Origin of the sequence: Pannonibacter carbonis, from assembly GCF_003012935.1 — a bacterium.
Classification (GTDB): domain Bacteria; phylum Pseudomonadota; class Alphaproteobacteria; order Rhizobiales; family Stappiaceae; genus Pannonibacter; species Pannonibacter carbonis.
Genome location: NZ_PUDR01000005.1, coordinates 164,507 through 177,007 on the forward strand (window position 1 = coordinate 164,507; position 12,501 = coordinate 177,007).

General features: G+C 63.7%; 12 protein-coding genes. 11 read left to right on the forward strand and 1 reads right to left on the reverse strand.

The annotated features are described in order from the left end of the window. Window positions 1-98 precede the first annotated feature (98 nt). The 7 genes from C8348_RS09105 (at window position 99) to C8348_RS09135 (ending at window position 8,558) form a co-directional block, all read left to right on the forward strand. Complete coding sequence (locus tag C8348_RS09105) at window positions 99-1,115, forward strand: sugar ABC transporter substrate-binding protein (RefSeq protein WP_106753008.1); 1,017 nt, start codon at window positions 99-101, stop codon at window positions 1,113-1,115. Window positions 1,116-1,186: 71 nt separating this feature from the next. Continuing rightward, window positions 1,187-2,260 (forward strand): ABC transporter permease, encoded by a 1,074-nt coding sequence (locus C8348_RS09110; RefSeq protein WP_106753009.1) that lies wholly within the window; start codon window positions 1,187-1,189, stop codon window positions 2,258-2,260. Next, complete coding sequence (locus C8348_RS09115; protein WP_106753010.1) at window positions 2,257-3,051, forward strand: ATP-binding cassette domain-containing protein; 795 nt, start codon at window positions 2,257-2,259, stop codon at window positions 3,049-3,051. Before C8348_RS09110 ends, C8348_RS09115 begins: the two co-directional genes overlap by 4 nt. A gap of 153 nt (window positions 3,052-3,204) precedes the next feature. Further along, window positions 3,205-4,677 carry a glucose-6-phosphate dehydrogenase gene (gene zwf, locus C8348_RS09120; protein WP_106753011.1) on the forward strand — a complete coding sequence of 491 codons (1,473 nt, stop codon included), beginning with the start codon at window positions 3,205-3,207 and terminating at the stop codon, window positions 4,675-4,677. A gap of 186 nt (window positions 4,678-4,863) precedes the next feature. Further along, complete coding sequence (gene edd, locus C8348_RS09125; protein WP_106753012.1) at window positions 4,864-6,684, forward strand: phosphogluconate dehydratase; 1,821 nt, start codon at window positions 4,864-4,866, stop codon at window positions 6,682-6,684. A 43-nt stretch (window positions 6,685-6,727) separates the two neighbouring features. Then, window positions 6,728-7,366, forward strand: a complete 639-nt coding sequence (locus tag C8348_RS09130; protein ID WP_106753013.1) for a 2-dehydro-3-deoxy-phosphogluconate aldolase — start codon at window positions 6,728-6,730, stop codon at window positions 7,364-7,366. A 256-nt stretch (window positions 7,367-7,622) separates the two neighbouring features. Continuing rightward, the gene (locus C8348_RS09135) at window positions 7,623-8,558 is read left to right on the forward strand and encodes a calcium/sodium antiporter (protein ID WP_106753014.1); all 936 of its coding nucleotides are present in this window, start codon (window positions 7,623-7,625) and stop codon (window positions 8,556-8,558) included. A gap of 22 nt (window positions 8,559-8,580) precedes the next feature. Here C8348_RS09135 and C8348_RS09140 read toward each other — a convergent pair whose 3' ends face one another. Continuing rightward, window positions 8,581-8,979, reverse strand: coding sequence for a rhodanese-like domain-containing protein (locus tag C8348_RS09140; RefSeq protein WP_106753015.1), 399 nt, complete (start codon window positions 8,977-8,979; stop codon window positions 8,581-8,583). Window positions 8,980-9,228: 249 nt separating this feature from the next. On the opposite strand from C8348_RS09140, the gene C8348_RS09145 reads away from it, so the two are divergent. From C8348_RS09145 to C8348_RS09160, 4 genes are all read left to right on the forward strand, one after another. After that, window positions 9,229-9,828: a PhnA domain-containing protein gene (locus C8348_RS09145; RefSeq protein ID WP_106753016.1), complete on the forward strand. Its 600-nt coding sequence runs from the start codon at window positions 9,229-9,231 to the stop codon at window positions 9,826-9,828. 124 nt (window positions 9,829-9,952) lie between these two features. Beyond that, the gene (gene pgi, locus C8348_RS09150) at window positions 9,953-11,578 is read left to right on the forward strand and encodes a glucose-6-phosphate isomerase (protein ID WP_106753017.1); all 1,626 of its coding nucleotides are present in this window, start codon (window positions 9,953-9,955) and stop codon (window positions 11,576-11,578) included. Window positions 11,579-11,760: 182 nt separating this feature from the next. Further along, window positions 11,761-12,030 carry a glycine zipper domain-containing protein gene (locus tag C8348_RS09155; protein ID WP_106753144.1) on the forward strand — a complete coding sequence of 90 codons (270 nt, stop codon included), beginning with the start codon at window positions 11,761-11,763 and terminating at the stop codon, window positions 12,028-12,030. Between the two features lie 87 nt (window positions 12,031-12,117). After that, window positions 12,118-12,399 carry a glycine zipper domain-containing protein gene (locus C8348_RS09160; RefSeq protein WP_106753018.1) on the forward strand — a complete coding sequence of 94 codons (282 nt, stop codon included), beginning with the start codon at window positions 12,118-12,120 and terminating at the stop codon, window positions 12,397-12,399. Window positions 12,400-12,501 lie beyond the last annotated feature (102 nt).

Here is a 12,501-nt window from a genome sequence, read left to right on the forward strand (position 1 = left end):
ACTGGACATGCGTGCGCTGCACGCCCGAAATCGCCCTGCAGGCAACTGGTCGGCCTGCGGACGGGAGGACTGTTGCCAACGGCCAGGGAGGAAAACCAATGATCCGCAAGATGCTTCTCGCCGGTTCCATTCTCGCCGCCATGGGCGCAATGCCCGCGCAGGCAGCCGGAACCAGCGCCTGCCTGATCACCAAGACCGATACCAATCCCTTCTTCGTCAAGATGAAGGAAGGCGCGACCGCCAAGGCCGCAGAGCTTGGTGTCACGCTCAAGGCCTATGCCGGCAAGATCGATGGCGACCATGAAAGCCAGGTCGCTGCCATCGAGACCTGCATCGCCGACGGCGCGAAAGGCATTCTCATCACAGCGTCGGACACCAAGGCCATTGTCGACAGCGTCAAGCAGGCGCGCGACGCCGGAATTCTGGTGATCGCACTCGACACCCCGCTGGAGCCGATCGACTCCGCCGACATGACCTTCGCCACCGACAACTTCAAGGCCGGCACGCTGATCGGGTCCTGGGCCAAGGCAACGCTGGGCGACAAGACCAAAGACGCCAAGATCGCCATGCTCGACCTGTCCATCAGCCAGCCGTCAGTCGACGTGTTGCGCGATCAGGGCTTCCTCACCGGCTTCGGCATCGACGTGGCCGACCCGAACAAGTGGGGCGACGAGACAGATCCGCGCATCGTCGGCAACGAAGTCACCTCGGGCAACGAGGAAGGCGGCCGCAAGGCGATGGAAAACCTTCTGACCAAGGACCCGATGATCAACGTCGTCTACACCATCAACGAGCCGTCCGCTGCCGGTGCCTATGAGGCGCTCAAGGCCGTGGGCCGTGAGAAGGACGTGCTGATCGTGTCCGTCGACGGCGGCTGCCCGGGCGTGAAGAACGTTGCAGAAGGCGTCATCGGTGCCACGTCGCAGCAGTACCCGCTGCTGATGGCGGCCCTTGGCATCGAAGCCATCAAGACCTTTGCCGACACCGGCGCGAAGCCGAAGCCGACCGACGGCAAGGCCTTCTTCGACACCGGCGTTGCCCTTGTGACCGACAAGCCGGCGGCGGGCGTAGAGTCAATCGACACGAAGGAAGGCCTCGACAAGTGCTGGGGCTGAGCAAGGCCTGACCCATACGCAAAGCCCCGGTGCCTCAAGCACCGGGGCGCATCACAACAAGGGGGAGACGAATGACCGAGAAAGGCCAATCAGGGCAGGAATTCGAGAAAGGGCTTGAAGGCAGCGCCACCCGCGTCGCCAGTTTCGACACCCACGACCGATCGCCCCTCGCCCGAATGCAACATGCGCTGCATGCCAACCCGGCGGGCGTGCCACTGATCGTCCTGTCGGCCTCCCTTTTGATTTTCGGCCTGATCCTCGGGGAGAAATTCTTCACCCCGTTCTCCCTCACCCTGATCCTGCAGCAGGTTGCCGTTGTCGGCATCGTCGGCGTCGCACAGTCGCTGGTGGTCCTCACCGCCGGCATCGACCTGTCGGTCGGCGCCATCATGGTGCTGTCGTCGGTGGTGATGGGGCAGTTCACCTTCCGATACGGCTTGCCAGCGGAAATTGCCGTGCTCTGCGGCCTGGCGGTCGGCGCGTTCTGCGGTTTCGTCAACGGCGTTCTGATCGCCGTCATGCGGTTGCCGCCCTTCATCGTCACGCTTGGCATGTGGCAGATCGTGCTGGCCTCGAACTTCCTCTATTCGGCCAATGAAACGATCCGCAGCCAGGACATCTCGGCTCAGGCTCCGATCCTCCAGTTCTTTGGCGAGAAGATCAACATCGGCGGCGCGGTGTTCACCTATGGCGTCATCCTGATGATCCTGCTGGTGCTTCTGTTCAACTACATCCTCAACCACACCGCCTGGGGCCGCCATGTCTATGCCATCGGCGATGACCCTGATGCGGCCGAACTGGCAGGCGTCCGGGTCTCCAGGGTCCGGATCTCGGTCTACACGCTGGCTGGCCTGATCTGCGCCTTTGCCGGATGGACGCTGATTGGCCGCATCGGCTCGGTGTCGCCGACGGCAGGCCAGTTCGCCAACATCGAATCCATCACGGCTGTAGTGATCGGCGGCATCTCACTCTTCGGTGGCCGCGGGTCGATCCTCGGCATGATCTTCGGGGCCCTGATCGTCGGCGTGTTCTCGCTGGGATTGCGCCTGATCGGCACCGACCCGCAGTGGACCTATCTCCTCATCGGCGCGCTGATCATTGCCGCCGTCGCCATTGACCAGTGGATCAGAAAGGTTGCCGCATGACCAGGACCTCCACACTGCCCGCACCGATCCTCACAGCCCGCAGTCTCGTCAAGCGCTACGGCCGCGTGGTGGCGCTCGATCACGCCGACTTTGACCTCTATCCCGGCGAGATCCTTGCCGTGATCGGTGACAACGGCGCTGGCAAGTCGACACTGATCAAGGCCATTTCCGGTGCCGTCACGCCGGACGAGGGCGAGATCCGGCTCGAGGGCCAGACGATCAACTTCACCTCACCGATGCAGGCCCGCGAGGCCGGGATCGAGACAGTGTACCAGAACCTGGCCCTCTCCCCTGCCCTGTCCATCGCCGACAACCTGTTCATGGGCCGTGAAATCCGCAAGCCCGGCTTCATGGGCAAATACCTGCGCACCCTCGACCGCAAGGCGATGGAACGGATCGCCCGCGAGAAGCTGAGCGAACTGGGTCTCCTGACGATCCAGAACATCAATCAGGCGGTGGAGACCCTCTCGGGCGGCCAGCGCCAGGGCATTGCCGTCGCCCGCGCCGCAGCCTTCGGGTCAAAACTCGTAATCATGGACGAACCGACGGCGGCCCTTGGCGTGAAGGAAAGCCGCCGTGTCCTTGACCTGATAAAGGATGTGAAGGCCCGCGGCCTGCCGATTGTCCTGATCAGCCATAACATGCCACATGTGTTTGAAGTGGCAGACAGAATTCACATTCACCGCCTCGGCCGGCGCGCCTGCGTCATCCGTCCACACGACTACAGCATGTCCGATGCGGTCGCCATCATGACCGGTGCCAAGGAACCGCCGCAGGATCTGGCAGCCTGATCTGGCATTTGCCCGCCGGGCCGCCCGGCGGGCTTTCGCCGTAACGGAAGCCTTGTGCCCTTCGGCATTGCACAAGAGAACCGCTTCCCTTATTAAAACGATTGAAAATTTCTGGCTGCCCTGATTTGGCGCCTGTCTCGGGAGATCTGGCTGATGGCCGTACGCGTGATCGAGGTGGATGATTTCGACCTGGTGGTGTTCGGAGGCACCGGTGACCTTGCGCACCGCAAGCTGCTGCCCGCCCTGTATCATCGCGATCTCGATGGCCAGCTTCCAGCCGGCGCACGCATCGTCGTCACCTCCCGCCGCGAGTTCTCGGGCGAGGAATACCAGGCCTGGGCGGAAGGCGCGCTCGGCGAGCACGTCAAGGATCTGGAGCCGGCCGCACTGAAGCGCTTCCTCGACCGGCTGATCTACATCGCCATCGACGTTGCAACCGATGCAGGCTGGGCCGAACTCGGTGCGATCCTCGCCAAGCGCCCGAAAGTCATCCGGGCCTTCTACCTGGCCGTGGCACCCGACTTCTTCGGCACCATCTGCGATGGCATCGGCCGGCATGGACTGGTCACTGCCAACACGCGCGTGGTCATCGAAAAGCCGATCGGCAAGGACGGCGCCTCTGCCCATGCCCTGAACGAGAGCATCGGCAAGGTGTTCAAGGAACACCAGATCTTCCGTATCGACCACTATCTCGGCAAGGAGACCGTGCAGAACCTCATGGCGCTGCGCTTTGCCAATGCCCTGTTCGAGCCGCTCTGGAACGCCGCCCACATCGACCACGTCCAGATCACGGTTGCCGAGTCGCTCGGCGTCGGTGGCCGCGCCGGCTACTACGACACGGCCGGCGCACTGCGCGACATGGTGCAGAACCACATCCTGCAGCTGCTTTGCCTTGTCGCCATGGAGCCGCCGGAGTCCATGAACGCCGACAGCGTGCGCGATGAGAAACTGAAGGTGCTGAAGGCGCTCGCCCCGATCACGCCGGAACTGGCCGAAAAGCACATCGTGCGCGGCCAGTACAAGGCCGGTGCATCCGAAGGCGGAGCCGTTCCCGGCTATCTCGACGAACTTGGCCGCGACGACAGCCTGACCGAGACGTTTGTGGCCCTGAAGGCCCAGATCGCCAACTGGCGGTGGGCCGGCGTGCCGTTCTATCTGCGCACCGGCAAGCGGCTGGCAACGCGCGTGTCCGAGATCGTGGTGCAGTTCCGCCCGATCCCGCATTCGATCTTCGGGCCGGAAGCGGGCGTCATTTCCGCCAACCGCCTCATCATCCGCCTGCAACCGGATGAGGGCGTCAAGATGCAGGTCATGATCAAGGATCCGGGCCCGGGCGGCATGCGCCTGCGCCAGGTACCGCTCGACATGAGCTTTGCCGATGCCTTCAAGGTCCGCAATCCGGATGCCTATGAGCGTTTGATCATGGATGTCATCCGCGGCAACCAGACCCTCTTCATGCGCCGCGACGAGGTGGACGCAGCCTGGGCCTGGGTTGACCCGATCCTGGAGTCCTGGGCGGCAGCCAAGGACCAGCCGAAGGCCTACACCTCCGGCACCTGGGGCCCGTCTGCCTCGATCGCCTTGATCGAACGCGATGGCCGCACCTGGGCCGAAGACGGCATCTGATACGGAGACGGTGACGGCGAGACGCCGCCGTCACCGGACCGGCAGCACGGCAAGGCCCTTAAGAGGCCTTTTTCCGGCACCGACCTTAAATCGATTGAAATCAACTGCTTGCATCGCGCATCCGCGTGACCCCGATATCGGCACTGGGCTGGGGACGGCATCGGGGGCAGCCTGAGGGAGAGGTCCATGACCATTCACGCTCGTATCGGTGAAGTCACCGAACGCATCGCTCGCCGCAGCCATGACAGCCGCGCGCTGTACCTGGACCGCATCCGCGCAGCTGCCGAGAAAGGCCCGGTGCGCTCACGACTGGCGTGCGGCAACCTCGCCCATGGCTTTGCCGCCTGCGGTCCGTCCGACAAGGCCGCCCTTGCCGGCGACGTGGTGCCGAACCTTGGCATCATCACCGCCTATAACGACATGCTGTCCGCCCACCAGCCCTACGAGACCTATCCGGAACTGATCCGGCAGGCCGCACGCGAGGCCGGAGCTGTGGCGCAGGTCGCCGGCGGCGTGCCGGCCATGTGTGACGGCGTTACCCAGGGCCAGGACGGTATGGAACTGTCGCTGTTTTCGCGCGATGTCATCGCCATGAGCGCCGCGATCGGCCTGTCGCACCAGATGTTCGACGCGGCCGTATTCCTCGGCATCTGCGACAAGATCGTCCCTGGCCTTGTCATGGCCGCCCTGTCCTTCGGCCATCTGCCCGCCGTGTTCATTCCAGCCGGTCCGATGACCACCGGTATCTCCAACGACGAGAAAGCCAAGGTTCGCCAGCTCTTTGCCGAGGGCAAGGTGGGGCGCAAGGAACTGCTGGAGTCCGAAAGCAAGTCCTACCACGGCCCGGGCACCTGTACCTTTTACGGCACGGCCAATTCCAACCAGATGCTGATGGAGATCATGGGCCTGCACCTGCCGGGCGCCTCCTTCGTCAACCCGAACACCCCCCTGCGCGACGCGCTGACCCGCGAAGCCGTCAAGCGTGCGCTCGCCATTACCGCATCCGGCAATGAATACACACCGGTCGGTGAGGTGATTGATGAACGCGCCGTGGTCAACGGCGTCGTCGGCCTGCATGCCACCGGTGGCTCGACCAACCACACCATGCATCTTGTTGCCATGGCCAACGCGGCCGGCATCAAGCTGACCTGGGACGATATTTCGGACCTGTCCGACGCCGTCCCCCTGCTCGCCCGCGTCTACCCCAACGGCAAGGCCGATGTGAACCACTTCCAGGCGGCAGGCGGCATGGGCTTCCTGATCCGTGAGCTTCTGTCGGGCGGATTCCTGCACAAGGACGTGCGGACGGTGAACGGCACCGGCCTCGATGGTTACACGGTCGAGGCGCACCTCAACGACGATGGCAGCCTGCGCAAGGATCCGTCTCCGGCCCAGTCCGGCGACGAGAAGGTGCTCGCGCCGCTCGGCAAGGCATTCCAGTCCAATGGCGGCCTGAAGATGCTGACCGGCAACCTTGGCCGCGCGGTCATCAAGATCTCGGCCGTGGCGCCGGAGCGGCACATCATCGAGGCTCCGGCCCGTGTGTTCCACTCCCAGGACGCGCTGCAAGCGGCCTTCAAGGCAGGCGAACTGACGTCGGACGTCGTCGCCGTTGTCCGCTTCCAGGGCCCCAAGGCCTGCGGCATGCCGGAACTGCACAAGCTGACGCCCGCGCTCGGGATCCTGCAGGACCGTGGTCACAAGGTCGCCCTCGTCACCGACGGACGCATGTCCGGAGCCTCCGGCAAGGTTCCTGCCGCAATCCACGTGACGCCGGAGGCCTGCGCCGGAGGCTCCATTGCCCGTATTCAGGACGGTGACATCATCCGTGTTGACGCGGTGACCGGAACGCTGGAAGTGCTGGTGGATGAGGCGACCTTCAATGCCCGGCCGCTGGCGACGCAGGATCTGTCCGCCAACCAGTTCGGCGTCGGCCGCGACCTGTTCGCCGGCTTCCGCGCCCTCGTTGGCACCGCGGACGAAGGGGCTCATGTCTTCGGTGCGTGACCGTACCGGCACCCCGATCATCATTGCATAAGGAAATTCAGGAATGGCCCAGGACACCGCCCGTATCGAAGCTGTCATGCGTGCAGCCCCCGTCATCCCGGTACTGATCGTCGATGATCCGAAGAGCGCCGTGCCGATGGCGGAAGCTCTGGTCCGGGGCGGTCTGCCGGCAATCGAGATCACCCTGCGGACCCCGCGTGCGCTCGAGGCCATCAAGGCCGTTGCCGACCATGTTGAAGGGGCGATCCCTGGTGCAGGCACCGTTCTGGATGCTGCCCAGTATGAGGCTGCGGTGAAGGCCGGTTCAAAGTTCATCGTGTCTCCGGGCGCGACCCCGAAACTGCTGGATGCTGCCGCGAACCATGATGTCCCGCTGCTGCCTGGCGCTGCCACCGCATCGGAAGTCATGGCCCTGATCGAACGCGGTTACCTGCGGCTGAAGTTCTTCCCGGCCGAACAGGCCGGCGGCGCTGCCTATCTGAAGTCGCTGTCTTCGCCGCTGTCGCAGGTGAAATTCTGCCCGACCGGCAGCATCAGCCTCGACAAGGCTCCGACCTATCTCGCCCTGCCGAACGTCCTGTGTGTCGGCGGCTCCTGGATTGCCGATGCGGCCTCGATTGCGGCGGGAGATTGGGCCGGGATCGAGGCGCGAGCCCGCGAAGCAGCAGCACTGGCACGGTAAAACCTGGTTATCTTGCCGAAAAATCGACACAATCGCATCGGGCGGCCTTGAATAGGCCGCCCGACTTCATTACTTGCCGCCGGCGACAGACGGTCAAGTTTTGAGGGGAACCACGTCGCTTCCGGCAAAAGTGGTCCCCTTGTTCCTTCCCTGCTCGATTTTCCCTGGATGTGGTGGCCTCACTGACCCAGTGCAAGCGTGCCGTATCCCTTCAGCCGGCCGATCCGGCGACTGCAGAACAAGGAATGCGCCCTCAATGGCTCTCGACATCGCTTTTCTCGCCATCGGTTTGGTACTGCTTTTTGTTGGAGGCGAAGGCCTCGTACGCGGCGCTGTCTCCCTGGCCGCCCGCCTCGGCATGTCACCGCTGCTAATCGGCCTCACGGTCGTCGGTTTCGGCACGTCGATGCCGGAACTGGTCGTGTCGCTGAAGGCCGCCTTCGCAGGTTCGCCTGACATTGCCGTCGGCAATGTGGTGGGATCAAACACCGCCAATATCCTGCTGATCCTTGGTGCTGCAGCGGTGATCTACCCGATCCCGACCCGCATCCCGGGCATCCGCCGCGACCTGTTTGTCATGCTGGGCGTGGCGTTCTTCACCCTTGGACTGGGATTCATGGGAGCCGTAGATCGCCTGACGGGGTCGGCCATGTTCATCGCGCTCATCGGCTATCTCACCTACGCTGCGATGTCTGGAAAGTCCGACGATGATGAGGAGAAGCCCGCAACCCTGCCGCTTTGGCAGCAGCTGGGCTTCATTTTCGCAGGGCTTGCGGCCCTGGTTTACGGCGCTGACCTTCTCGTCACGGGGGCAACCTCGATTGCCCGCAGCTTCGGGATCTCAGAGGCTGTCATCGGCCTGACGATCGTCGCCGTCGGCACCAGCCTGCCGGAACTCGCAACCTCGGTTGTCGCGGCTTTCCGCAAGCACTCGGAAATCGCCATCGGCAATGTGATCGGCTCGAACATCTTCAACATCTTCGGCATCCTGTCGTTGACCGCGATCATCCACCCGATCTCGATCAACCCGACCATTGCCGGCTTTGACATTCCATTGATGCTTGCCGCCTCTGTGCTGCTAGTGGTCTTGCTGCTGGCAACGAAACACCTGTCACGCCTGATCGGCGGCGGTTTCCTTGTGCTCTACGCCGGTTACTGCGCCTGGCTGTTCACCCAGACCCCTGGCGTTTGACTGAAACCGCGACCGGCGCGCCTCAAGCGCGTCGGTCCACCGCACCGCCGGCCTTGACCCAGGCCGTGAAGCCACCTTCGAGATGAACCACCGGCTTCAGCCCCATGTCGAGGGCCGTGACACCGGCAAGCGCCGACCGCCAGCCCCCGGCACAGAAGAAGACAAACGTCGCATCCCGGGCAAAAATGTCCTTGTGGTAGGGACTGGCCGGATCGATCCAGAATTCCAGCATACCGCGCGGGCAATGGAATGCCCCAGGTATTGCGCCCTCCCGCTCCAGCTCGCGCGGATCACGCAAATCAATGAAGATGTGATCGTCGCGCGGCAGCAGCTCGATCGCCTCCTGCGGGGAGACCGCCACAACACGGGCATTGGCCTCATCCAGCAGAGCCTGATACCCGGTGGTGATCTTCTGAGGCATTGCGCTTGTCTCCCTTTGGCCGGCAACGACCCGGCACGCTCAAAGACCAACACTTCGGCCCACAGCCTGCATTTGGCAAGAACCAATCAATCAAGGCACATCACACAGAAGCACTGGAAGCGGCGCGGCTTAACACCCTGAACAGGCCACATCAGTGAACCAGATGCCCCCCTATGCATACCTACGGTCTATCACTTGGACGTCAAATGGCGTAAGGGACGCAAAATTGTTCAGGATCCGGAGTTGCAGATGCCCCTTTCCGCCGCCGAGCGCGACCTTCTCATCACGCGGGCCGGAGGCTGCTGCGAACTGTGCGGCGCAACGACCGAGCTTGCTGCCTATGCGGTATCGCCGCGCCCCGGTGACAGCGCCGAGGAAACCATCCTGACCTGCCGCACGTGCCGCGACGCCCTGACGGAGGGCAGCGCGCCGGACCATCGCTGGCGTTGCCTGACCGAAAGCGCCTGGAGCCAGGTACCGGCGGTCCAGGTCGTTGCCTGGCGTCTTCTGGAGAGCCTGCCCGAAGAAGACTGGGCGCGCGACCTGCTCGACCAGCTCTATCTCGACGAGGACACACTCGCCTGGGTCCATGCCAAGCCCGAAGCGGAAGCTGACAGCAGCGGTGAAACCGGCACCGGACACAAGGATACGTTCGGCGCGCCCCTCAGTGCGGGCGACACCGTGACCCTGATCAAGGATCTCAAGGTCAAGGGCGCCAACTTCACCGCCAAGCGCGGCACCGCCGTGCGCAACATCTCGCTGGTCATCGACAATCCGGAGCAGATCGAGGGCCGGGTCAACGACCAGCGAATCGTGATCCTGACCGAATTCGTCAAGAAGACGACCTGACGCCCCAATGGTGCAGCCGGACTTTGCCGGCCTTTTCCGCCTGCCCATCCGACGTCGACTGTGCTATCCCAAGGCCGGACCGCTGATCCTGCGGCGATTGATTTAAATCGATTTAGGAGCCTGCATGTTTACCGCTGACCACTGGCAGTCGCTGAAGTCTCACGCCGAAGCCCTCAAGGGCACCAGCCTGCGGCAACTCTTCGCCGCCAACCCGGATCGTTTTGCAGAACTCAGCCGGTCTGACGCGGATCTCCTGATCGACTTTTCGAAGTCACGCCTGACGCCGGAGCTGCTGGCACTGCTCTGCCGGTTCGCGCGGGAAGCTGGTGTCGAGGCCCGCCGCGATGCAATGTTCGCCGGCGAGAAAATCAACGCGACCGAAAAGCGTGCTGTCCTGCATACCGCCCTGCGCAACCTGTCCGACAATCCGGTCATCGTCGACGGCGAGGATGTGATGCCGGATGTGCGCGAAGTGCTGGCGACGCTTGGCGACTTTGCCGAAGGCCTCAGGGCCGGCGAGATCACCGGCGCGACGGGCAAGCCCTTCACCGATGTCGTCAACATCGGCATCGGCGGCTCGGATCTCGGCCCGGTCATGACCACCCTGGCGCTCGCGCCCTACCACGATGGCCCGCGCCTGCATTACGTCTCCAACGTGGACGGCGCGCATCTTGCCGACACGCTGAAGGCACTCGACCCGGAAACGACCCTGTTCATCGTCGCGTCGAAGACCTTCACCACGATCGAGACCATGACCAACGCCCGCTCGGCCCGTCTCTGGGTGGCCAATGCGCTCGGCGAGCGGGCCGTGGGTGACCATTTTGCTGCCGTCTCCACCGCTATCGACAAGGTCGCAGCCTTTGGCATCGAACCCTCGCGCGTCTTCGGCTTCTGGGATTGGGTTGGCGGGCGCTATTCCGTCTGGTCGGCCATTGGCCTGCCGCTGATGATCGCCGTCGGTCCGGATGCATTTGCGGAGTTCCTCGAGGGCGCCCATGCCATGGACCTGCATTTCCAGACCGCGCCGGTGGAGGACAACCTGCCGATGCTGATGGGGCTGGTTGGCGTCTGGAACCGCAATGCGCTCGGCTATGCCGCCCGCGCCGTCCTGCCCTATGACCAGCGCCTGTCGCGCCTGCCCGCCTATCTGCAGCAGCTCGACATGGAATCAAACGGCAAGGGCGTGACCCTCGATGGCTCTCCGGTCAGCGTCGAGACCGGCCCGCTCGTCTGGGGCGAGCCCGGCACCAATGGCCAGCATGCATTCTACCAGCTGCTGCACCAGGGCACGACCGTGATCCCGTGCGAGTTCATCGTCGCTGCGCAGGGGCATGAGTCGGACCTCGCCCACCACCACGAAATGCTCGTGGCCAACTGCCTCGCCCAGTCGGAGGCCTTGATGCTGGGGCGCACCGAAGCTGAAGCCCGCGCGCAGCTGGCAGCCGCAGGCCTGTCGCCGGACGAGATCGATCAGTTGGCACCGCACAAAGTGTTCCCGGGCGACCGCCCGTCGATCACCATCGTCCACGACCAGCTCACCCCCTATGCGCTCGGCCGTCTGATTGCCCTCTATGAACACCGGGTGTTCGTCGAAGGTGTCATCTGGGGCATCAACTCGTTTGACCAGTGGGGCGTCGAGCTGGGCAAGGAACTGGCGACTGCCTTGCTGCCGATGGTCAAGGGCGAAGCCGATTCGTCCGCAAAGGACAGTTCCACACGCGGCCTGCTGAACGCGCTCAAGCAGACCTGACACTCTTGCGCGAAGCGGGCATCTGCCCCAAACATGACGCAGGGATCCGGGAGCGAATCCGGGCCCTTGCGCATTGACCAAGTGATTTAGATCACCGCATTATCGCCAAGTTAGCCTATTATCGCCTAGGGCATTGGCTGCGGGACATTGATGCCTCGTCCGCAGGTTATGGGAGACCCATGATGAAGAAGTTTGTAGTCTTGGCCGTGGCAGGCCTCGCACTGGCTGCCTGTCAGTCTGACAGCCAGCGTGACCGTGCTCTGGTCGGCGGTGGCCTGGGTGCTGCGACCGGTGCAATCATCGGCGCAGCAGCAACCGGCGATGTCGGCGGCGCAGTTGTCGGCGGTGTGATCGGTGCAGCTGGCGGCGCAATCGTCGGTTCGGCAACGACCCCGAAGAACTGCGTTGCTTACGACCGGTATGGCCGTCCGTACCGCGTGGTTTGCCCGTAATCGGATCAGATCTAGGCCCGCGCCGGGTTTGGCTCTCGCCGCCCGGCCGGGCTCGTCTTGCCTTTCCGTGACGCTGGAGACCGCAGCATGACATTGCGCCGTCTCGCGCACATATCTCTTCTTTTGATTTGCGGCGGCCTTGCAGCCTGTTCGAGCACCAGCCAACGCGACCGGATTCTGGTTGGCGGCGGTCTTGGCGCTGCGACAGGTGCGGCAATCGGGGCGGCAGCCGGTTCGACAGCCGGCGCAGCTTTGGCAGGCGCGGCCATCGGTGCCGTCGGCGGTGGCCTGATCGGGGCTGCGACCGCCCCACGCGAATGCATTGCCCGCGACGCCAACCGGAACCCCTACAAGGTCCCCTGCCCCTGACCCTGCACCTGACCGGCAGAGCCTGATGTCTGGACAATCCGAAAGGAAAAAGCCCCGGGCCAGTCACCCGGGGCTTTCTGTTTTCAAGGGCTAACCCGACTA

Bases quoted from the DNA above. Each gene is read 5' to 3' on its own strand.
- C8348_RS09155 (WP_106753144.1), top strand. From the start codon at position 11,761: ATGAAGAAGTTTGTAGTCTTGGCCGTGGCAGGCCTCGCACTGGCTGCC.
- pgi (WP_106753017.1), top strand. From the start codon at position 9,953: ATGTTTACCGCTGACCACTGGCAGTCGCTGAAGTCTCACGCCGAAGCC.
- C8348_RS09135 (WP_106753014.1), top strand. From the start codon at position 7,623: ATGGCTCTCGACATCGCTTTTCTCGCCATCGGTTTGGTACTGCTTTTT.
- C8348_RS09130 (WP_106753013.1), top strand. From the start codon at position 6,728: ATGGCCCAGGACACCGCCCGTATCGAAGCTGTCATGCGTGCAGCCCCC.
- zwf (WP_106753011.1), top strand. From the start codon at position 3,205: ATGGCCGTACGCGTGATCGAGGTGGATGATTTCGACCTGGTGGTGTTC.
- C8348_RS09145 (WP_106753016.1), top strand. From the start codon at position 9,229: ATGCCCCTTTCCGCCGCCGAGCGCGACCTTCTCATCACGCGGGCCGGA.
- C8348_RS09110 (WP_106753009.1), top strand. From the start codon at position 1,187: ATGACCGAGAAAGGCCAATCAGGGCAGGAATTCGAGAAAGGGCTTGAA.
- C8348_RS09160 (WP_106753018.1), top strand. From the start codon at position 12,118: ATGACATTGCGCCGTCTCGCGCACATATCTCTTCTTTTGATTTGCGGC.
- C8348_RS09115 (WP_106753010.1), top strand. From the start codon at position 2,257: ATGACCAGGACCTCCACACTGCCCGCACCGATCCTCACAGCCCGCAGT.
- C8348_RS09140 (WP_106753015.1), bottom strand. From the start codon at position 8,979: ATGCCTCAGAAGATCACCACCGGGTATCAGGCTCTGCTGGATGAGGCC.
- edd (WP_106753012.1), top strand. From the start codon at position 4,864: ATGACCATTCACGCTCGTATCGGTGAAGTCACCGAACGCATCGCTCGC.
- C8348_RS09105 (WP_106753008.1), top strand. From the start codon at position 99: ATGATCCGCAAGATGCTTCTCGCCGGTTCCATTCTCGCCGCCATGGGC.